Annotated in this window: 29 protein-coding genes; all 29 read left to right on the top strand. The window is 64.4% G+C overall.

The window, feature by feature from the left end; genetic code table 11:
* Positions 1–30: 30 nt before the first annotated feature.
* The 29 genes from tuf to rplQ all read left to right on the top strand — a co-directional run bounded on the left by tuf (position 31) and on the right by rplQ (position 17856).
* Complete coding sequence (gene tuf / locus V7Q48_RS07745) at positions 31–1221, top strand: elongation factor Tu (protein ID WP_333837344.1); 1191 nt, start codon at positions 31–33, stop codon at positions 1219–1221.
* A 146-nt stretch (positions 1222–1367) separates the two neighbouring features.
* Entirely contained in the window at positions 1368–1679 is a 312-nt protein-coding gene (gene rpsJ / locus V7Q48_RS07740) for a 30S ribosomal protein S10 (protein WP_068072885.1), read from the top strand.
* Between the two features lie 341 nt (positions 1680–2020).
* Entirely contained in the window at positions 2021–2746 is a 726-nt protein-coding gene (gene rplC / locus V7Q48_RS07735; RefSeq protein WP_333837340.1) for a 50S ribosomal protein L3, read from the top strand.
* Between the two features lie 3 nt (positions 2747–2749).
* Complete coding sequence (gene rplD / locus V7Q48_RS07730; protein WP_333837338.1) at positions 2750–3373, top strand: 50S ribosomal protein L4; 624 nt, start codon at positions 2750–2752, stop codon at positions 3371–3373.
* Entirely contained in the window at positions 3366–3671 is a 306-nt protein-coding gene (locus V7Q48_RS07725; RefSeq protein WP_317975809.1) for a 50S ribosomal protein L23, read from the top strand. Before rplD ends, V7Q48_RS07725 begins: the two co-directional genes overlap by 8 nt.
* 16 nt (positions 3672–3687) lie before the next feature.
* Positions 3688–4524, top strand: a complete 837-nt coding sequence (gene rplB, locus V7Q48_RS07720; RefSeq protein ID WP_333837334.1) for a 50S ribosomal protein L2 — start codon at positions 3688–3690, stop codon at positions 4522–4524.
* 6 nt (positions 4525–4530) lie between these two features.
* The gene (gene rpsS / locus V7Q48_RS07715; RefSeq protein WP_333837332.1) at positions 4531–4809 is read left to right on the top strand and encodes a 30S ribosomal protein S19; all 279 of its coding nucleotides are present in this window, start codon (positions 4531–4533) and stop codon (positions 4807–4809) included.
* Positions 4809–5186, top strand: coding sequence for a 50S ribosomal protein L22 (rplV, locus tag V7Q48_RS07710; RefSeq protein WP_333837330.1), 378 nt, complete (start codon positions 4809–4811; stop codon positions 5184–5186). Before rpsS ends, rplV begins: the two co-directional genes overlap by 1 nt.
* A 3-nt stretch (positions 5187–5189) precedes the next feature.
* Positions 5190–5885, top strand: coding sequence for a 30S ribosomal protein S3 (gene rpsC / locus V7Q48_RS07705; protein ID WP_333837328.1), 696 nt, complete (start codon positions 5190–5192; stop codon positions 5883–5885).
* Between the two features lie 22 nt (positions 5886–5907).
* Positions 5908–6342 carry a 50S ribosomal protein L16 gene (rplP, locus tag V7Q48_RS07700; RefSeq protein WP_110762455.1) on the top strand — a complete coding sequence of 145 codons (435 nt, stop codon included), beginning with the start codon at positions 5908–5910 and terminating at the stop codon, positions 6340–6342.
* A 12-nt stretch (positions 6343–6354) separates the two neighbouring features.
* Positions 6355–6558 (top strand): 50S ribosomal protein L29, encoded by a 204-nt coding sequence (rpmC, locus tag V7Q48_RS07695; protein ID WP_333837323.1) that lies wholly within the window; start codon positions 6355–6357, stop codon positions 6556–6558.
* An 11-nt stretch (positions 6559–6569) separates the two neighbouring features.
* The gene (gene rpsQ / locus V7Q48_RS07690) at positions 6570–6839 is read left to right on the top strand and encodes a 30S ribosomal protein S17 (protein ID WP_333837321.1); all 270 of its coding nucleotides are present in this window, start codon (positions 6570–6572) and stop codon (positions 6837–6839) included.
* An 86-nt stretch (positions 6840–6925) separates the two neighbouring features.
* Positions 6926–7294: a 50S ribosomal protein L14 gene (rplN, locus tag V7Q48_RS07685; RefSeq protein WP_333837319.1), complete on the top strand. Its 369-nt coding sequence runs from the start codon at positions 6926–6928 to the stop codon at positions 7292–7294.
* On the top strand, positions 7294–7611 hold the full coding sequence (gene rplX / locus V7Q48_RS07680) for a 50S ribosomal protein L24 (RefSeq protein ID WP_333837317.1): 318 nt from the start codon (positions 7294–7296) through the stop codon (positions 7609–7611). The genes rplN and rplX overlap by 1 nt, the downstream gene beginning before the upstream one ends.
* The gene (rplE, locus tag V7Q48_RS07675) at positions 7604–8185 is read left to right on the top strand and encodes a 50S ribosomal protein L5 (RefSeq protein WP_333837315.1); all 582 of its coding nucleotides are present in this window, start codon (positions 7604–7606) and stop codon (positions 8183–8185) included. The genes rplX and rplE overlap by 8 nt, the downstream gene beginning before the upstream one ends.
* Before the next feature lie 28 nt (positions 8186–8213).
* A complete protein-coding gene (gene rpsN, locus V7Q48_RS07670) occupies positions 8214–8519 on the top strand; it encodes a 30S ribosomal protein S14 (protein WP_333837313.1) in 306 nt (101 codons plus the stop codon).
* 11 nt (positions 8520–8530) lie between these two features.
* A complete protein-coding gene (gene rpsH, locus V7Q48_RS07665) occupies positions 8531–8926 on the top strand; it encodes a 30S ribosomal protein S8 (RefSeq protein ID WP_333837311.1) in 396 nt (131 codons plus the stop codon).
* Positions 8926–9459, top strand: coding sequence for a 50S ribosomal protein L6 (rplF, locus tag V7Q48_RS07660; RefSeq protein ID WP_333837309.1), 534 nt, complete (start codon positions 8926–8928; stop codon positions 9457–9459). The genes rpsH and rplF overlap by 1 nt, the downstream gene beginning before the upstream one ends.
* Complete coding sequence (gene rplR, locus V7Q48_RS07655) at positions 9459–9809, top strand: 50S ribosomal protein L18 (protein WP_333837307.1); 351 nt, start codon at positions 9459–9461, stop codon at positions 9807–9809. Before rplF ends, rplR begins: the two co-directional genes overlap by 1 nt.
* 2 nt (positions 9810–9811) lie before the next feature.
* Positions 9812–10531 carry a 30S ribosomal protein S5 gene (gene rpsE, locus V7Q48_RS07650; protein WP_333837304.1) on the top strand — a complete coding sequence of 240 codons (720 nt, stop codon included), beginning with the start codon at positions 9812–9814 and terminating at the stop codon, positions 10529–10531.
* A 6-nt stretch (positions 10532–10537) separates the two neighbouring features.
* The gene (rpmD, locus tag V7Q48_RS07645) at positions 10538–10714 is read left to right on the top strand and encodes a 50S ribosomal protein L30 (protein ID WP_333837302.1); all 177 of its coding nucleotides are present in this window, start codon (positions 10538–10540) and stop codon (positions 10712–10714) included.
* Between the two features lie 452 nt (positions 10715–11166).
* Positions 11167–11646: a 50S ribosomal protein L15 gene (gene rplO, locus V7Q48_RS07640; protein WP_333837301.1), complete on the top strand. Its 480-nt coding sequence runs from the start codon at positions 11167–11169 to the stop codon at positions 11644–11646.
* A 137-nt stretch (positions 11647–11783) separates the two neighbouring features.
* Complete coding sequence (gene secY, locus V7Q48_RS07635) at positions 11784–13151, top strand: preprotein translocase subunit SecY (RefSeq protein WP_333837300.1); 1368 nt, start codon at positions 11784–11786, stop codon at positions 13149–13151.
* A gap of 35 nt (positions 13152–13186) precedes the next feature.
* Positions 13187–13831 (top strand): adenylate kinase, encoded by a 645-nt coding sequence (locus V7Q48_RS07630; RefSeq protein ID WP_333837299.1) that lies wholly within the window; start codon positions 13187–13189, stop codon positions 13829–13831.
* 47 nt (positions 13832–13878) lie between these two features.
* Positions 13879–14949 (top strand): SRPBCC domain-containing protein, encoded by a 1071-nt coding sequence (locus V7Q48_RS07625; protein ID WP_333837298.1) that lies wholly within the window; start codon positions 13879–13881, stop codon positions 14947–14949.
* Positions 14950–15307: 358 nt separating this feature from the next.
* Positions 15308–15676, top strand: a complete 369-nt coding sequence (gene rpsM / locus V7Q48_RS07620) for a 30S ribosomal protein S13 (protein WP_333837296.1) — start codon at positions 15308–15310, stop codon at positions 15674–15676.
* A 55-nt stretch (positions 15677–15731) separates the two neighbouring features.
* Complete coding sequence (gene rpsK, locus V7Q48_RS07615) at positions 15732–16121, top strand: 30S ribosomal protein S11 (RefSeq protein WP_008065643.1); 390 nt, start codon at positions 15732–15734, stop codon at positions 16119–16121.
* A gap of 121 nt (positions 16122–16242) precedes the next feature.
* A complete protein-coding gene (locus V7Q48_RS07610) occupies positions 16243–17304 on the top strand; it encodes a DNA-directed RNA polymerase subunit alpha (protein WP_333837283.1) in 1062 nt (353 codons plus the stop codon).
* A gap of 126 nt (positions 17305–17430) precedes the next feature.
* Positions 17431–17856, top strand: a complete 426-nt coding sequence (gene rplQ, locus V7Q48_RS07605) for a 50S ribosomal protein L17 (RefSeq protein ID WP_333837281.1) — start codon at positions 17431–17433, stop codon at positions 17854–17856.
* The last annotated feature ends 110 nt before the right edge of the window (positions 17857–17966 follow it).

Raw genomic sequence — 17966 nt, 5'->3', positions numbered from 1 at the left:
TCACAGACAAGCGAATAGAAGGTTTGAACAATGGCCAAGGCTAAGTTTGAGCGGAACAAGCCGCACTGCAACATCGGCACCATCGGTCACGTCGACCATGGCAAGACCACGCTGACCGCAGCGATCACCAAGGTTCTGGCAGAAACCGGCGGCGCTCAGTTCACCGATTATGCCAACATCGACAAGGCTCCCGAAGAGCGCGAGCGCGGCATCACCATCTCGACCGCGCACGTCGAGTACGAGACGGCCAACCGTCACTACGCGCACGTCGACTGCCCGGGTCACGCCGACTACGTGAAGAACATGATCACCGGTGCCGCCCAGATGGACGGCGCGATCCTGGTCGTGAACGCCGCTGACGGCCCGATGCCGCAGACCCGCGAGCACATCCTGCTCGCCCGCCAGGTCGGCGTGCCGGCTCTGGTCGTGTACATGAACAAGGTCGACCAGGTCGACGACGAGGAAATCCTCGAGCTCGTCGAACTCGAAGTTCGCGAACTGCTGTCGTCGTACGACTTCCCGGGCGACGATATTCCGATCGTCAAGGGTTCGGCTCTGGCCGCTCTCGAAGGCCGCGACGACAACATCGGCAAGAACTCGATCAACGCGCTGATGGACGCTGTCGACAGCTACATCCCGCAGCCGCCGCGCCCGACCGACAAGCCGTTCCTGATGCCCGTCGAAGACGTGTTCTCGATCTCGGGTCGTGGTACGGTCGTGACCGGCCGCGTCGAGACCGGCATCGTCAAGGTGGGTGAAGAAGTCGAGATCATCGGCCTCAAGGACACCCAGAAGACCACCGTCACCGGCGTCGAAATGTTCCGCAAGCTGCTCGACCAGGGTGAAGCCGGCGACAACATCGGCGCGCTGGTTCGCGGCGTGAAGCGTGAAGAAGTCGAGCGTGGTCAGGTTCTGGCCAAGCCCGGTTCGGTCACGCCGCACACCGAGTTCTCGGCCGAGGTCTACGTGCTGTCCAAGGACGAAGGTGGCCGTCACACGCCGTTCTTCGCCAACTACCGCCCGCAGTTCTACTTCCGCACCACCGACGTCACCGGTGAGGTGGTTCTTCCCGAGGGCACCGAAATGGTGATGCCGGGCGACAACCTGACCCTGTCGGTCAAGCTGATCGCGCCGATCGCCATGGACGAAGGTCTCCGCTTCGCCATCCGTGAAGGCGGTCGTACCGTCGGTTCGGGGGTTGTCAGCAAGATCACGAAGTAATATAGGCGCCGGACCGGCGGGAGATTCGCTCTCCCGCCGGACGGTATTTTGATCAGTCGTCCCGCTTTCTCCCCTCTCTTTGGGAGGGGATCAGAGGGCAGGGCGGCTGGCTTTTTGTTTTCGCTCTTTCGCATCGGTAAACGGACATGGAAGCCCAGAACATCCGCATTCGCCTTAAGGCCTTCGATCATCGCGTACTGGACCAGGCCACTGGTGAAATCGCGGACACCGCCCGCCGCACCGGCGCTCTGATCCGCGGCCCCATTCCGCTGCCGACGCGCATCGAGAAGTTCACGGTCAACCGTGGCCCGCACATCGACAAGAAGTCGCGCGAGCAGTTCGAAGTCCGCACCTACAAGCGCCTGCTTGACATCGTGCAGCCCAACGCTGCCACCGTCGACGCGCTGATGAAGCTGGACCTCGCTGCCGGCGTCAACGTCGAGATCAAGCTGGCCTGAGCCAGCGCCCCAGGCCCCGCCGCCCAAGTGTCTATCTAGACCGTGGCGGGCAGGGCGGCCCGACCGAGCCTCATCGGTCTTTCAGTTTCGGTTCCCTCGGGATCCACCATCTCTTTCCGGCCCTGAGGCCGGCTGGCGGGAAATTCGTCCTGTCGCGACAAAAGGGATACCTCCGGCCTTTCAGCTGCGCCCTCGGGTCCAGCGTCAGGGTCGGGAAAGCGTCCCCCGTTCGCTCCTGTTCAGGCAGGGGCATTCAGCCCGGACGGGGCATGCTTATCATACGGGCTGAACACGCCTTTGGGGGATGGGCCCTCGAAGGCCTCTGTGAGGAGTATGAGATCATGCGCACCGGCGTGATCGCGAAGAAGGTGGGTATGACCCGCCTGTTCCAGGAAGATGGTCGGCACGTGCCGGTCACCGTCCTTTCGCTCGAAGATTGCCAGGTGGTTTCGGTCCGCACCGCTGAACGTGACGGTTACGTCGCGCTGCAGCTGGGTGCCGGCGAGGCCAAGCAGAAGAACGTCGCCAAGCCGCAGCGCGAGCACTTTGCCAAGGCAGAAGTCGCGCTGAAGATGCAGGTCGCCGAGTTCCGCGTCGCCGACGACGCCGTGCTCGATGTCGGTTCCAGCATCGCCGCTTCGCACTTCGTCGCTGGCCAGTATGTCGACATCACCGGCCACACGCAGGGCAAGGGCTTCGCCGGTGCCATGAAGCGCTGGGGTTTCGGCGGTATGCGCGCCACGCACGGCGTGTCGATTTCGCACCGTGCCCACGGTTCGACCGGTAACCGCCAGGATCCGGGCCGCGTCTTCAAGAACAAGAAGATGGCCGGCCACATGGGCGACCGTCAGCGCACCCAGCAGAACCTCGAGATCGTTCGCACCGACGATGCGCGCGGCCTGATCTTCGTCAAGGGCTCGGTCCCGGGCGCGAAGAACGGCTGGCTGCTCGTTCGTGACGCGGTCAAGGTCTCGCGCCACAGCGAAGCGCCCTATCCCGCCGGCCTCAAGGCCGCCAACACCAACGAACAGGCCGCTCCCGAAGCCGCCGATGGCCAGGAGGGCTAAGTCGTGAAGGTTCAGGTCCTCAATCTGGACGGTTCGGCCGCCGGTGACGTGGAACTCGCAGATGACGTGTTCGGTCTCGAACCGCGCGCCGACATCCTGCACCGCGTCGTTACCTGGCAGCTCGAAAACCGTCGCGGCATCGCCCGCGCCGCTCGTGAGCGTTCGGACATTGCCCGCACCGGCAAGAAGTTCGGCCGCCAGAAGGGTGGCGGTACCGCCCGTCACGGCGACCGCAAGGCGCCCGTGTTCATCGGTGGTGGTCGCGCCCATGGTCCCCGCGTTCGCGAGTTCAATGTCTCGCTGAACAAGAAGGTCCGTGCGCTCGGTCTCAAGATGGCGCTTTCGGCCAAGGCCCAGAACGGCCTTGTCGTGATCAACGATCTCGAACTCGCCGACGCCAAGACCAAGGTTCTGGTCGGCCAGCTCGCCAACGCGGGCTTCGGCAAGAAGGTGCTCGTCGTGGACGGTGACATGGTCAACGAGGGCTTCGCCCGCGCTGCCCGCAACATCGTCGGCGTCAACGTGCTCCCCGCGATCGGCGCCAATGTCTACGACATCCTGAAGCATGATACGCTGGTGCTGACGCGCGCCGCGGTCGAGAAGCTGGAGGCGCGTTTCAATGGCTAAGGACGCAATCGACACGCGTCACTATGACGTGATCGTCGCTCCGCACATCACCGAAAAGGCGACGCTGCTGAGCGAGAACAACGCTGTGGTCTTCAAGGTTGCCGACAAGGCGACCAAGCCGGAGATCAAGGCGGCGGTGGAAGCCCTCTTCAACGTCACGGTCACCAAGGTGAACACGCTGACCCAGAAGGGCAAGACCAAGCGCTGGAAGGGCAAGCCCTACAAGCGCACCGACGTCAAGAAGGCTGTCGTGACCCTGGCCGCCGGCCAGTCGATCGACGTCACCAGCGGTATCTGAGGCGAAGGCATAGACCATGGCACTCAAGAGCTACAATCCGACCAGCCCCGCCCGCCGCGGCCTGGTCCTCGTCGACAAGTCGGCGCTTTGGAAGGGTAAGCCCGTCAAGGCTCTGACCGAAGGCAAGAACAAGACCGGCGGTCGTAACAACAAGGGTCACGTGACCTCGCGCGGCATCGCCGGCGGCCACAAGCAGAAGTACCGCTACGTCGACTTCAAGCGTCGCAAGTGGGACATGCCGGCTACCGTCGAGCGTCTCGAGTACGACCCCAACCGCACCGCGTTCATCGCGCTCGTCAAGTACGAGGACGGTGAGCAGGCCTACATCCTGGCGCCGCAGCGCCTGGCCGTGGGCGATGTGGTTGTCGCCGGCGAAAAGACCGACGTGAAGCCCGGCAACGCGATGCTCCTGTCGCAGATGCCGGTCGGCACCATCATCCACAACGTGGAGATGAAGCCGGGCAAGGGCGGTCAGATCGCACGGTCGGCCGGTACCTACGTCCAGCTCGTCGGTCGTGACCGCGGGATGGTGATCGTTCGCCTGAACTCGGGCGAGCAGCGCTACCTGCGTGGCGACTGCATGGGCACCGTCGGCGCCGTGTCGAACCCCGACAACTCGAACCAGAATCTTGCCAAGGCCGGTCGCAACCGCTGGCTTGGCCGTCGTCCGTTGACGCGCGGTGTGGCAAAGAACCCGGTCGACCACCCGCACGGTGGTGGTGAAGGCCGCACCTCGGGCGGCCGTCATCCGGTTACCCCGTGGGGCAAACCGACCAAGGGCGCACGCACCCGTCACAACAAGCAGACGGACAAGTTCATCATTCGTTCGCGCCACGCGAAGAAGAAGAGGTAAGACCCCATGGCACGTTCCGTCTGGAAGGGCCCCTTCGTCGAGCTGCACCTCCTGAAGAAGGCCGAAGTGGCCCAGGATGCCGGCAGCCGCGCTGGTCCGATCAAGACCTGGTCGCGTCGTTCGACCATCATCCCGCAGTTCGTTGGTCTGACGTTCAACGTCTACAACGGGCAGAAGTTCATCCCCGTCTCCGTGAGCGAAGAGATGGTCGGCCACAAGCTTGGTGAATTCGCGCCGACGCGCAACTTCCCCGGCCACGCCGCTGACAAGAAGGGCAAGCGCTGATGAGCAAGCCTGCAGCCCCCCGCCGCGTCGGTGACAAGGAAGCCCTCGCCGTGAACACGAACATTCGTGGTTCGGCGCAGAAGCTCAACCTCGTCGCCGCCCTGATCCGCGGCATGAAGGCCGAAGACGCCCTCAACGTCCTGTCCTTCTCGAAGAAGGCTATGGCGGTTGATGCCCGCAAGGTTCTCGCCTCGGCGATCGCCAACGCGGAAAACAACCACAACCTGGACGTCGACGCTCTGGTCGTGGCGGAAGCCTCGGTCGGCAAGTCGATCACGATGAAGCGCTTCCACACCCGTGGTCGTGGCAAGTCGACCCGCATCCTGAAGCCGTTCTCGCGTCTTCGGATCGTCGTCCGCGAAGTCGAGGAGGCCTGATCCATGGGTCACAAGTCGAACCCCATCGGTCTGCGTCTGCAGATCAACCGCACCTGGGACAGCCGCTGGTACGCCGAAGGGCGCAACTACCAGCAGCTGCTGAAGGAAGACCTTCAGATCCGCAAGTTCATCGTCGAGAGCCTGCCGCAGGCAGCGATCTCGAAGGTGGTCATCGAGCGTCCGGCCAAGCTGTGCCGCATCTCGATCTACGCGGCCCGTCCCGGTGTGATCATCGGCAAGAAGGGTGCGGACATCGAAAAGCTCCGCGCCAAGCTTGCCAAGCTCACCAACAGCGACGTCAAGCTGAACATCGTCGAGATCCGCAAGCCGGAAATCGACTCGAAGCTCGTCGCCCAGGGTATCGCTGACCAGCTCGTTCGCCGCGTGGCCTTCCGCCGCGCGATGAAGCGTGCGGTCCAGTCGGCCCTTCGTCTTGGCGCCGAAGGCATCAAGATCACTTGCGGTGGCCGTCTCGGCGGGGCTGAAATCGCCCGCGTCGAATGGTACCGCGAGGGCCGCGTTCCGCTGCACACCCTGCGCGCGAACATCGACTACGCCGAAGCCGAAGCCCACACCGCTTATGGCGTGATCGGCATCAAGACCTGGATCTTCAAGGGCGAGATCCTGGGTCATGACCCGCTGGCGCAGGACCGCCTGATGCTGGAGGCACAGACCTCCGGTGTCCGTCCGGCGCGCTGAGGCTTGAGGATAGGCTAGCACCATGCTGCAACCCAAGAAGACCAAGTTCCGCAAGGCGTTCAAGGGCCGTCTCCACGGCAACGCCAAGGGCGGCACCGACCTCAACTTCGGCTCGTACGGCCTCAAGGCCCTCGAGCCGGAGCGGGTCACCGCCCGTCAGATCGAAGCGGCTCGCCGCGCGATCACCCGTCACATCAAGCGCCAGGGTCGCCTCTGGATCCGGATCTTCCCGGATCTTCCGGTGACCAAGAAGCCTGCCGAAGTCCGTCAGGGCAAGGGCAAGGGTTCGGTGGAATACTGGGCTGCCCGCGTGAAGCCGGGCAAGATCCTGTTCGAGCTTGATGGCGTCGCCGGCCCCCTGGCCGCCGAGGCTTTCAGCCGCGCAGCGATGAAGCTGCCGATCAAGACCAAGGTTGTGGCGCGTCTCGGTGACACGTCGCACCTCGGTGGCGAGTAAGGAGTAGGAATGATGGCCAAGTTCGAAGACCTCCGCGTCAAGAGCGACGACCAGCTCTCTGCTGACCTCGGCGAGCTCAAGCGCGAACAGTTCAACCTGCGCTTCCAGGCGGCCACGAGCCAGCTGGAGCGTCCGGCGCGCATCAAGGAAGTGCGCCGCGACATCGCGCGGATCAAGACTCTGCAGGGCGAGCGTGCTCGCACTGCAAAGGCTTAAGGAGACACACGATGCCCAAGCGTATCCTTATCGGGACCGTGGTTTCCGACAAGACCGACAAGACCGTGGTCGTGAAGGTCGAGCGCAAGGTGAAGCACCCGCTCTACGGGAAGATCATCCGTCGCTCGAAGAAGTATCACGCCCATGACGAGGCAAACTCGTTCAAGACCGGCGAGACGGTGCGGATCGAAGAGACCGCACCCTATTCCAAGCTGAAGACCTGGAAGGTTATCGACCGGGTTCTGGCCGGGAAGACCGCCGCGATCGAAGCGGACGTTTGACAAAGCGTGCGTTCCCTGTAGGGGAGCGCATCGTTTTTGGAACTGCCGGACTGGTTCCGGCAAGCCAGTGAGAAGGAACCGGATCAATGATCCAGATGCAATCCAATCTCGACGTCGCGGACAACAGCGGCGCCAAGCGCGTCCAGTGCATCAAGGTGCTGGGCGGGTCGAAGCGTCGTACCGCGAGCGTCGGCGACATCATCGTGGTGTCGGTGAAGGAGGCGCAGCCCCGCGCCCGTGTCAAGAAGGGCGACGTTCACCGTGCGGTGATCGTGCGTACCCGCAAGGACGTTCGTCGTCCCGATGGCAGCGTCATCCGTTTCGACGGTAACGCGGCCGTGCTCGTCGGCAAGAACGAAGAGCCCATCGGCACCCGTATCTTCGGCCCCGTGGTGCGTGAACTGCGCTCCAAGGGCTTCATGAAGATCATCTCGCTCGCGCCGGAGGTGCTGTGATGGCTGCCGCCAAGATCAAGAAGGGCGACACCGTCGTCGTTCGCTCGGGCAAGGACAAGGGCCGCACCGGCACGGTGCTGCAGGTCCTGCCCAAGGATGAGAAGGTCGTGGTCGCCGGCGTCAACGTCGCCGCGCGTCACCGCAAGCCGAGCCAGCAGAACCCGCAGGGCGGCATCGATCGCTTCGAAGCGCCGATGCACATCTCGAAGGTTTCGGTCGCCGACAAGGATGGCAAGCCCACCCGCGTCCGCTTCGAGACCCGCGATGGCAAGAAGGTTCGTGTGGCCGTGAAGTCCGGGGAGGCCATCGATGGCTGACAAGTACACGCCGCGCCTTAAGGGCAAGTACGACGCCGAGATCGCTGCCGCGATGAAGGCGAAGTTCGGCTACAAGAACGACATGGAAATTCCGCGGATCGAGAAGATCACGCTGAACATGGGCGTTGGCGAAGCCAGCCAGGACAAGAAGAAGGTCCAGACCGCTGCTGCGGAAATGGAGCTGATCGCTGGCCAGAAGCCCGTCATCACCAAGGCCAAGAAGTCGATCGCGCAGTTCAAGCTGCGTGAAGGCATGCCGATCGGTTGCAAGGTCACCCTGCGCCGCGAACGCATGTACGAATTCCTGGACCGCCTGATCACCATCGCCATGCCCCGCATCCGCGACTTCCGTGGTTTGAACCCGAAGTCGTTCGATGGCCGTGGCAACTACGCGATGGGCCTCAAGGAACAGATCATTTTCCCTGAGATCAGCTACGATCAGATCGACAAGGTGCGTGGCCTCGACATCATCGTGACCACCTCCGCCAAGACCGACGACGAGGCGCGTGAGCTGCTTCGCCTTTTCGGTTTCCCGTTCCCGCAGGAAGCCGCCGAACAGGCGCAGGCCGCCTGAAGCCAGTCATAGGAAAGAGCTTAAGTCCATGGCGAAACTGAGTTCGATCAACAAGAACGAGCGTCGCAAGAAGCTCGTTGATAAGTACGCGGCAAAGTTCGCTGCACTCAAGGCCGTGGCCGACGACGAATCGCTCGACGAAACCGAGCGCCTCATCGCCCGCCTCAAGATGGCCGAGCTGCCGCGCAACGCGAACCCGACCCGCGTCCGCAACCGTTGCAACACCACCGGCCGCCCGCGTGGCTACTACCGCAAGTTCGGTCTCTGCCGCATCGAACTGCGCGATCTCGCCAACAAGGGGCTCATCCCCGGCGTGACGAAGTCGAGCTGGTAAGGAGCCTCACGATGGCATTGACCGACCCCCTGGGTGATATGCTCACCCGCATCCGCAACGGCCAGCAGGCGAAGAAGGACTCCGTCATCTCGCCCGCGTCCAAGCTGCGTGCGCACGTTCTCGAAGTTCTCCAGCGCGAAGGCTACATCCGTGGCTTCTCGGAAGACGCCACCGGCGCCCATCCGCAGCTTCGCATCGAGCTGAAGTACTTCGAAGGCCAGCCCGCGATCAAGCATGTGGCCCGCGTCTCCAAGCCTGGCCGCCGCGTCTACTCGGGTTCGAAGGAACTCCCGGTTGTGCGCAACGGCCTTGGCATCACCATCGTCTCGACGCCCAAGGGCGTGCTTTCGGATGCCGAAGCGCGCGCTGCCAACGTCGGTGGCGAAGTGCTGGCGGAGGTGTTCTGATGAGCCGCATCGGCAAGAAGCCGGTGGCAATCCCCAACGGGGTGACCGCCGACATCGCGAACGGCCTGCTGACCGTGAAGGGCCCGAAGGGCTCGCTCACGCTCCCGCTCGTCGACGAGATCAACTATGCCGTCGAAGATGGCACGATCTCGGTGCAGCCTGCTAACGACACCAAGCGCGCTCGCGCGTTCTGGGGCATGCAGCGCACGCTCGTCTCCAACCTCGTCACCGGCGTGACTCAGGGCTACACCAAGATCCTGGACATCACCGGCGTCGGCTACCGCGCCAACGCTCAGGGCAAGAACCTGAAGCTGCAGCTCGGCTACAGCCACGACGTCGACTTCGCCGTGCCGGAAGGCATCGAGATCAAGACCCCGGATAACACCACGGTCGAAATCTCGGGTATCGACAAGCAGAAGGTCGGCCAGGTTGCGGCCGAAATCCGTCGCTGGCGCAAGCCCGAACCCTACAAGGGCAAGGGTATCAAGTACCGCGGCGAATTCATCTTCCGCAAGGAAGGGAAGAAGAAGTAATGGCCAAGCTGTCTCTCTTCGATCGCCGCCGTCGCCGCGTCCGTACCGCGCTCAAGGCGCGTGCCGGCGGCCGTCCGCGTCTCTCCGTGCACCGCACGGGCCGTCACATCTACGCGCAGATCATCGACGATGCTGCCGGCCGTACCCTGGCCGCCGCCTCGTCGCTGGTGAAGGGCGAGAAGTCGATCGGCGCCAATGTCGAAGCTGCTGCCCTGGTGGGCAAGCAGATCGCCGAACAGGCCAAGGCCGCCGGTGTCACCACCGTCGTCTTCGACCGTGGCGGCTACCTGTTCCATGGCCGCGTCAAGGCGCTGGCCGATGCCGCCCGTGAAGGCGGCCTGGAGTTCTGATCATGGCTGACGAAACCAACCTGCAGGGCGATGCCGCTGCACCCGTCGAACAGACCGGTGGCGAGCAGCGCGAAGGTCGCGGTCGTGGCCGTGGCCGTGGTGGCGAGCGCGGTGACCGCGGTGATCGTGGCGGCCGTGGCCGTCGCGACGACCGTCGTGGCCGCAACAACAACGACGAGGACCAGGGTGAGGAGCTGATCGAAAAGCTCGTTCACATCAACCGCGTCTCCAAGACCGTGAAGGGCGGCAAGCGCTTCGGCTTTGCAGCTCTGGTCGTGGTGGGCGACGGCAAGGGTCGCGTCGGCTTCGGTCATGGCAAGGCACGCGAAGTGCCCGAGGCCATCACCAAGGCGACCGCCTCGGCCAAGAAGAAGATGGTCCGCGTTCCGCTGAAGGAAGGCCGCACCCTCCACCACGACGGCAAGGGCCGTTTCGGTGCGGGCAAGGTCAACGTCCGTTCCGCACCGGCCGGTACCGGCATCATCGCCGGCGGTCCGATGCGCGCCGTCTTCGAAAGCCTGGGCGTTCACGACGTGGTGACCAAGTCGGTCGGCACCTCGAACCCCTACAACATGATCCGCGCCACCTTCGACGCGCTGACTGACCAGACTTCGCCGAAGTCGGTTGCCCAGCGTCGCGGCAAGAAGGTCGCTGATCTGCTCGGCCGTGGTGGCGCTTCGCAGGTCGAAGCCGAAGCCGCTGCCGAAGCCATCGCGGAGTAATCGGTCATGGCGAAGATCAAGATCAAGCAGATCGGCTCGCCGATCCGTCGCCCCGAGCACCAGAAGAAGATCCTGATCGGTCTGGGCCTGGGCAAGATGAACCGCGTGGTCGAGGTGGAAGACACCGCCGAGAACCGTGGCGCCATCGCCAAGCTGCCGCACATGGTGGCCGTGGTCGACTGACCCGGCTGCCTCACGGCACCCAATCAGCAAAGCCCCGTGCGTCCGCAAGGATGCGCGGGGTTTTCTGTTTCTGCGGCCTCGTACGCCGGGCTTCGGGTGCGGGGCTTCGACAGGCTCAGCCCGAACGGGGCGGGATAAAGTCGCGTTTCTGGTGAGACATGTCTTAAGCGACGCCCGTTCGCCCTGAGCCTGTCGAAGGGCGGCAGCGCGACTCCTGCGCAGTCCAGGTTGGAAACCTGCTTGCTGCAACCGGGCTTCGACAGGCTCAGCCCCAACGGAGTTGGTGCATGAGGGGTTTATGCCCCCGTCCAGTTCCGCCGATTTCCGCCGCGAATGGCTTTGACCCGATCCCGGTAACGCGCGCCTGGACTCAAGGGGGTGACAAGCCGCCTGCGATCGACTAGGGGCCGCAGCTTCCATCAGCGCGAACAAAGCGAAAGCGAGTGCACATCATGAAGCTCAACCAGATTTCCGACAATGGCGGCGCCCGCAAGGGTCGCATGCGCGTGGGCCGTGGTATCGGCTCGGGCAAGGGCAAGACCGCCGGTCGCGGCCAGAAGGGTGCCAAGGCACGCTCGGGCGTTTCGATCAACGGGTTCGAGGGTGGCCAGATGCCGCTCCACATGCGTATCCCGAAGCGCGGCTTCAACAACATCTTCGCCAAGGACTACGCCGAAGTGAACCTCGGCATGATCCAGAAGGCGATCGACGCGGGCAAGCTCGACGTCGCCGGCGTGGTGGACCACGCCGCGCTCAAGGCCGCTGGTCTGGCGCGTGGCGGCAAGCACGGCGTGCGCCTGCTCGCCAAGGGCGAACTGACCACCAAGGCCAGCTTCAAGGTTGCCGGCGCCTCGAAGGGCGCCCTGGCTGCCGTCGAGAAGCTGGGCGGCGCGGTCGAGGTTCTCGTGGTCAAGGCTGAAGCCGAGGCCTGAGACTTCCAGCGTTGACGTAAATTCGGGCGCGGGGGTTATTGCATCCCTGCGCCCGTCCTATATGGCCTTCGTCCATATTGATGCGCTGCCCGGTGGCCCAGAGCCACGCGGGCCACAGCAAGGCTTGATACCGAACCATGGCATCCCGCGCCGATAACATCGCCAGCAATCTCAACCTGTCGAACTTTTCGAAGGCGACCGAACTGAAGAACCGCATCTGGTTCACCGTCGGCGCGCTGATCGTTTTCCGGTTCCTCAGCTTCGTGCCGCTGCCCGGTGTGAACCCGCTGATCCTCGAGTCGCTCTACAACCAGACGCGTGGCGGCATCCTCGACATCTTCAACGCGTTTTCGGGCGGTTCGCTCCAGCGCATGAGCCTGATCGCGCTTGGCGTGATGCCCTACATCACCGCCTCGATCGTGGTGCAGCTGGCTGCCTCGCTCCATCCGGCGCTCGCCGCGCTCAAGAAGGACGGCGAAAGCGGTCGCAAGAAGCTGAACCAGTACACCCGCTATGGCGCGGTGTTCCTGACCGCGGTGCAGGGTTATGCCATCGCCACCGGCCTCGAGGCCTATGGTGCGTCGAGCGGGATCCAGGCGGTCGTGCTGCCCGGCTTCATGTTCCGCATCACCGCGGTGATCAGCCTGATCGGCGGTACGATGTTCCTGCTGTGGCTGGGTGAGCAGATCACCTCGCGCGGCATCGGCAACGGCACGTCGCTCATCATCATGGCGGGCATCGTCGCGCAGATGCCCAAGTTCATCGGCAACCTGTTCGAGCAGGGCCGCACCGGCCAGCTCAACGGCTTCGTGATCGCCGGCGTGATCGTGCTGCTGCTCGGCGTCGTCGTGCTGATCTGCTTCTTCGAGCGCGCCACGCGCCGCCTGCTGATCCAGTATCCCAAGCGCGCCACGCAGCGCGGGATGATGGCCGCCGATCGCAGCCACCTGCCGCTCAAGCTCAACACCGCCGGCGTAATCCCCCCGATCTTCGCCAGCTCGCTGCTGCTGCTGCCGCTGACCATCACCCAGTTCGCAGGCAAGTCGATCTCGCCCGACACCACCTGGGGGCAGGTCATAATCGGCCTCAACCAGTACCTCGGCCACGGCAAGCCGTTGTACATGATCCTCTATGCGCTCGGCATCGTGTTCTTCAGCTTCTTCTACACCGCCGTCGTGTTCAACCCGGAAGAGACGGCCGAGAACCTCAAGCGCAATGGCGGGTTCATTCCCGGCATCCGCCCCGGCAAGAACACCGAGAAGTACCTCGACTACGTGCTGACGCGCATCACCGTGCTCGGTGCCGCGTACATCACCTTCGTCTGCGTCGTGCCCGAGTGGATCATGGCGGAGACAGGCATGGGTTCGCTTTTCTTCGGTGGCACCAGCCTGCTGATTGTGGTCAACGTCACGGTCGATACGATCACGCAGATCCAGTCGCACCTGCTGGCGCACCAGTATGGCGACCTGATCAAGAAGGCCAAGCTGAAGGGCCGGATGCGCTGAGGCGCTGTGACAAACGACTAAGGGGGTAGGGCCAAGTGAACATCATCATTTTGGGGCCGCCGGGTGCGGGCAAGGGTACGCAGGCACAGCGCCTGGTCGAGCGCCATGGGCTCAAGCAGCTCTCGACCGGCGACATGCTGCGCGCTGCGGTCAAGGCCGGCACGCCGGTGGGCCTCAAGGCCAAGGCCGTGATGGAAGCGGGCGAGCTGGTCTCGGACGAGATCGTCTCGGCGCTGATCGGTGACGAGCTGGACGCGATGGGTGCCGGCACCGGCGCGATCTTCGACGGCTATCCACGCACGGCGGCGCAGGCCACCGCGCTCGATGCGATTCTCGAGAGCCGCGGCCGCAAGCTCGACCGCGTGATCGAGCTGGAAGTCAACGAGGACGCGCTGGTCGAGCGCATCACCGGCCGCTACACCTGCGCGACCTGCGGCAAGGGCTATCACGACACGTTCGAGCAGCCCAAGGTTGCCGGCACGTGCGACAAGTGCGGTGGCCACGAGTTCAAGCGCCGCCCGGACGACAACGAGGAAACCGTGCGCACGCGCATGGCCGAGTATCGCGCCAAGACCGCGCCGATCCTGCCGCTCTACGAAGCGCGCGGCATCGTCTCGCGCGTCGACGGCATGGCCGAGATGGACGCGGTGACCTCGGCGATCGAGGCCATCCTGGCCTGAGTTCGGCACACATGATGCGGCGTTTTCGCCGCCAGCAGGAGGCGGGTATGCGGTCACGGGTTTCACGGATCGGACCCGCCTTTTTGCTGGCCGGGGCGGCGCTGGCGGCCCCGGAGTTTACGCAGGCCGAGGTCATGGCCCAGGGCGAGGGCGGCTTTGTGGTGCGCGAGGTGGTCGAGGTGCCCGCCGCCGTGCCCGACGCCTGGCGCACGCTGGTCAAGCCCGCCACCTGGTGGTCGGACGAACACACCTTCTCGGGCAGTGCCGCCAATCTCACGCTCGATCCGGTGACGGGCGGCTGTTTCTGCGAGAAACTGGCTCCGGCCAAGGAAGCGGGGGCAGGGGGAGCACCCGGCGGCGTGCAGCACATGCGCGTCGTCTATGTCGAGCCGGGCCGGGCGCTGCGCATGACGGGCGCGCTGGGGCCGCTGCAGAGCGAGGCGCTGCTCGGCACGATGACCGTGACGCTCAAGACCGCGGGTCGCGGCACGCGCATTCTCATCGAATATGTCGTCGGCGGCTACATGCGGTTCAAGCCGGAGCAGATCGCCCCTGCCATGGATCGCATGCTGGGCCAGCAGCTGCGCAATCTTGCCGGGAAGCTGGGCGGCGCGCTGCCGGGCGAGGGCGACAGCGGCGCTGCGACCGGCCGCGCCTCGAGCGGCAAGGGCGGACTGTCCGGTCCCGTGCTGCGTGATGCGCCGCAGGGGCCGTCGCTGCGGCCCGATGGAGCGCCCTTGTCAGCCATGCTGCCGCGGCTTGCGCCCTCGGGCGGGATCGATGGCATGCGGGGCGGATCGCTTCCCGCCGCGCGCGGTACGGGCGGCGGTCTCACCGTGCCCGACGACGAGCCCTTCGTGGGCGTGGCGCCGCCCAAGCCATCCGCTGCGCCGGTGGCGCGATCGACGTCTGGCAAACCCGTCCCGGCCAAGCCTGCGGCGACTCCGGCAAGCGCGAAGCCCAAGTCGACGGCTGCCACCGCCGCCAAGGCTCCCGTCAAGCCGGCACCCAAGCGGAGCACGACGCTGCCACCCTCGACGACGCGCGACGGGCACAACGAGGCGGGAGCGCAGGACGATGCCCGCGCCGCCTTCGATGCCGCCCTGGGCGGCGACTGATCCTGCACCAAAGGACCGGGGGCGATTCGTCCGAAATGACGGCGGGACTGGTCCGAAACCGGACGGGCTGCGACAATCGCCGCTTTGACCCTTGGCGCGACTTGCGATATAAGGTCACCCATCGGCGGCGCAGTCTTCCCGTGATCGTGGGAGGGTGTCGCGCGCTCTCGTCCCTTTGTGGTTGACGTTGGTTCCCGAAAAGTTTAAGCGCGCCTTTCACTCTAGCGAGAGAGGTACTTGTAGGTCCGATGCAAATGCTTGCGCGGGCCGGCAATTCTCGTTTTCGCTGAGGGTGTTGTCGCGATGAGATAGGGTGTCGGCTGCGAGTCGCTGCCCTGTGGAGCAAACGGAGAAACAAGTGGCTCGTATTGCCGGGGTAAACATCCCCACCAACAAGCGCGTGATCATTGCGCTGACCTACATTCATGGCATCGGCTCGTACAAGGCCCGCCAGATCGCCGACAAGCTCGGCATCGATCACGCCCGCCGCGTTCAGGATCTGTCGGACGCCGAAGTGCTCCAGATCCGTGAAGCCATCGACGCCGAACACACCGTGGAAGGCGACCTGCGTCGCGAAACCGCGATGAACATCAAGCGCCTGATGGACCTCGCCTGCTACCGTGGCCTGCGTCACCGCAAGGGCCTGCCGGTTCGTGGCCAGCGCACGCACACCAATGCGCGCACCCGCAAGGGCAAGGCCAAGCCGATCGCCGGCAAGAAGAAGTAAGATCGGCCGCTAAGGCTTCGATCTTCCCAACGGTTTCTCGACAGGAATTCAGCACATGGCACGCGAACCCCAGCGCATTAAGCGCCGCGAGCGCAAGAACATCACCAGCGGTGTTGCGCACGTGAACGCCAGCTTCAACAACACCATGATCACCATCACCGATGCCCAGGGCAACGCCATCTCGTGGTCGTCTGCCGGCATGATGGGCTTCAAGGGCAGCCGCAAGTCGACCCCGTACGCCGCTCAGGTGGCCGCGGACGACGCCGGCAAGAAGGCCGCCGAACACGGCGTGCGCACCCTTGAAGTGGAAGTGAAGGGCCCGGGTTCGGGTCGCGAGAGCGCGCTGCGCGCTCTGCAGGCGGTGGGCTTCACCATCACCGCCATCCGCGACGTGACCCCGATCCCCCACAACGGCGTGCGCCCCTCCAAGCGTCGCCGCGTCTAACCTGCCTTTTGGCGAGTGGCGCGCGAGGTACCACGCGCGCCACACCCGCCCAATACCTTGACCGGTTGCGGCGCCCTCGTGGCCGACTGCCGGCGCTCCCGAAAAACCCTAGGGGAATTCCATGACTGTCAACATCAAGAACTGGCAGGAACTGAAGAAGCCCAACAATCTCGAGATCAAGCCTGGCACCGACTCGAAGCGTCGCGCGACTTTCGTTGCCGAACCGCTTGAGCGGGGCTTTGGTCTCACCCTCGGCAACGCGCTGCGCCGTGTGCTGTTGTCTTCGCTGCAGGGCGCAGCGGTCACCTCGATCAAGATCGAGAACGTGCTCCACGAATTCTCGTCTCTCGCCGGCGTGCGCGAAGACGTGACCGACATCGTGCTCAACGTGAAGCAGATTGCACTGAAGATGCAGGGCGAAGGCCCCAAGCGTCTCCAGCTTTCCGCGATCGGGCCGGGCGAAGTCAAGGCCGGCGACATCGCCGTGACCGGCGACATCGAGGTGATGAACAAGGATCTCGTGATCTGTCATCTCGACGAAGGCGCGACCTTCAACATGGAACTGACGGCCGACACCGGCAAGGGCTACGTCCCCGCCGTGTCCAACCGTCCGATCGATGCGCCGATCGGCCTGATCCCGGTCGACTCGCTCTACTCGCCGGTTCGCCAGGTGTCGTACAAGGTCGACAACGCGCGCATCGGCCAGGAGCTGGACTACGACAAGCTGAGCCTGACCGTCGAGACCGACGGTACGGTGACGCCCGAGGACGCCGTGGCCTATGCCGCGCGCATCCTGCAGGACCAGCTGGCGCTGTTTGTCCACTTCGACGACCAGATGCCCACCGGCCACGTTCCCTCGCTTGCCGGCGTTGCCGCGCATGCGCCGGAAGAGAACGACGCCAACCAGCTCAACCGCTACCTCCTCAAGAAGGTGGACGAGCTCGAGCTGTCGGTGCGTTCGGCCAACTGCCTGAAGAACGACAACATCATCTACATCGGCGACCTGGTCCAGAAGACCGAGGCCGAGATGCTCCGTACGCCGAACTTCGGCCGCAAGTCGCTCAACGAGATCAAGGAAGTGCTCTCGTCGATGGGTCTGCGCCTCGGCATGGACATCCCTGGCTGGCCGCCGGAAAACATCGAGGAAATGGCCAAGAAGCTCGAGCAGGAACTGCTCGGCTGATCGGGCCGCCGGACCGGCGCGGGCTGATGGCCTGCGCCGACCGGCCCACGAGGGTTTTGGGCCTCCCCTCAAGCAGGCCTGGATCGGGGTACCTCATACGGCCCCCCTACGAACGGAGAATGGAACATGCGTCATAAGCTGGGACAGCGTAAGCTGGGTCGTACCTCGTCGCACCGTATCGCGATGCTGCGCAACATGGCAGCCGCGCTGATCAAGCACGAGCAGATCACCACCACCGTGCCCAAGGCGAAGGAACTGCGTCCCTACGTCGAAAAGCTCATCACGCTGGCCAAGCACGGCGGTCTTTCGAACCGTCGTCTCGCCCACGCGCGTATCCTCGACGACGTCCAGGAAAAGAAGCTGTTCGAGGTTCTGGCCGAGCGCTACGCCGACCGCAACGGTGGCTATACCCGCATCATCAAGGCCGGCTACCGCGCTTCGGACGCCGCTCCGATCGCCGTGATCGAACTGGTTGATCGCGACACCTCGGCCAAGGGCCTGGACTCGGGTCCGGTCCTGACTGCCGACGAAGACGAACTCGAAGACGCGTGATCGTCCGGAGGGCTGCGGCCCTCCGCACAGGAACGACGGATCGACGGGCGGGGCTGCAAGGCTCCGCCCGTTTTCGTTTGTTGCGCAAGGGAAATCTGGCGCTAGTTTCG

This window comes from Novosphingobium sp. (assembly GCF_036803765.1).
Classification (GTDB): Bacteria; Pseudomonadota; Alphaproteobacteria; order Sphingomonadales; family Sphingomonadaceae; genus Novosphingobium.
Note: the sequence above shows the minus strand (reverse complement) of the source record. Positions and strands in the feature narration are given on the sequence as shown.

Bases quoted from the DNA above. Each gene is read 5' to 3' on its own strand.
- secY (WP_333837300.1), top strand. From the start codon at position 11,784: ATGGCATCCCGCGCCGATAACATCGCCAGCAATCTCAACCTGTCGAAC.
- rpsQ (WP_333837321.1), top strand. From the start codon at position 6,570: ATGCCCAAGCGTATCCTTATCGGGACCGTGGTTTCCGACAAGACCGAC.
- rpsC (WP_333837328.1), top strand. From the start codon at position 5,190: ATGGGTCACAAGTCGAACCCCATCGGTCTGCGTCTGCAGATCAACCGC.
- rpsN (WP_333837313.1), top strand. From the start codon at position 8,214: ATGGCGAAACTGAGTTCGATCAACAAGAACGAGCGTCGCAAGAAGCTC.
- V7Q48_RS07625 (WP_333837298.1), top strand. From the start codon at position 13,879: ATGCGGTCACGGGTTTCACGGATCGGACCCGCCTTTTTGCTGGCCGGG.
- rplB (WP_333837334.1), top strand. From the start codon at position 3,688: ATGGCACTCAAGAGCTACAATCCGACCAGCCCCGCCCGCCGCGGCCTG.
- rpsE (WP_333837304.1), top strand. From the start codon at position 9,812: ATGGCTGACGAAACCAACCTGCAGGGCGATGCCGCTGCACCCGTCGAA.
- rpmD (WP_333837302.1), top strand. From the start codon at position 10,538: ATGGCGAAGATCAAGATCAAGCAGATCGGCTCGCCGATCCGTCGCCCC.
- rplV (WP_333837330.1), top strand. From the start codon at position 4,809: ATGAGCAAGCCTGCAGCCCCCCGCCGCGTCGGTGACAAGGAAGCCCTC.
- rpsS (WP_333837332.1), top strand. From the start codon at position 4,531: ATGGCACGTTCCGTCTGGAAGGGCCCCTTCGTCGAGCTGCACCTCCTG.
- rplE (WP_333837315.1), top strand. From the start codon at position 7,604: ATGGCTGACAAGTACACGCCGCGCCTTAAGGGCAAGTACGACGCCGAG.
- rplQ (WP_333837281.1), top strand. From the start codon at position 17,431: ATGCGTCATAAGCTGGGACAGCGTAAGCTGGGTCGTACCTCGTCGCAC.
- V7Q48_RS07725 (WP_317975809.1), top strand. From the start codon at position 3,366: ATGGCTAAGGACGCAATCGACACGCGTCACTATGACGTGATCGTCGCT.
- V7Q48_RS07610 (WP_333837283.1), top strand. From the start codon at position 16,243: ATGACTGTCAACATCAAGAACTGGCAGGAACTGAAGAAGCCCAACAAT.
- rpsJ (WP_068072885.1), top strand. From the start codon at position 1,368: ATGGAAGCCCAGAACATCCGCATTCGCCTTAAGGCCTTCGATCATCGC.
- rpsK (WP_008065643.1), top strand. From the start codon at position 15,732: ATGGCACGCGAACCCCAGCGCATTAAGCGCCGCGAGCGCAAGAACATC.
- rplN (WP_333837319.1), top strand. From the start codon at position 6,926: ATGATCCAGATGCAATCCAATCTCGACGTCGCGGACAACAGCGGCGCC.
- rplX (WP_333837317.1), top strand. From the start codon at position 7,294: ATGGCTGCCGCCAAGATCAAGAAGGGCGACACCGTCGTCGTTCGCTCG.
- rplR (WP_333837307.1), top strand. From the start codon at position 9,459: ATGGCCAAGCTGTCTCTCTTCGATCGCCGCCGTCGCCGCGTCCGTACC.
- rpsH (WP_333837311.1), top strand. From the start codon at position 8,531: ATGGCATTGACCGACCCCCTGGGTGATATGCTCACCCGCATCCGCAAC.
- rplF (WP_333837309.1), top strand. From the start codon at position 8,926: ATGAGCCGCATCGGCAAGAAGCCGGTGGCAATCCCCAACGGGGTGACC.
- tuf (WP_333837344.1), top strand. From the start codon at position 31: ATGGCCAAGGCTAAGTTTGAGCGGAACAAGCCGCACTGCAACATCGGC.
- rplC (WP_333837340.1), top strand. From the start codon at position 2,021: ATGCGCACCGGCGTGATCGCGAAGAAGGTGGGTATGACCCGCCTGTTC.
- rpmC (WP_333837323.1), top strand. From the start codon at position 6,355: ATGGCCAAGTTCGAAGACCTCCGCGTCAAGAGCGACGACCAGCTCTCT.
- rplP (WP_110762455.1), top strand. From the start codon at position 5,908: ATGCTGCAACCCAAGAAGACCAAGTTCCGCAAGGCGTTCAAGGGCCGT.
- rplO (WP_333837301.1), top strand. From the start codon at position 11,167: ATGAAGCTCAACCAGATTTCCGACAATGGCGGCGCCCGCAAGGGTCGC.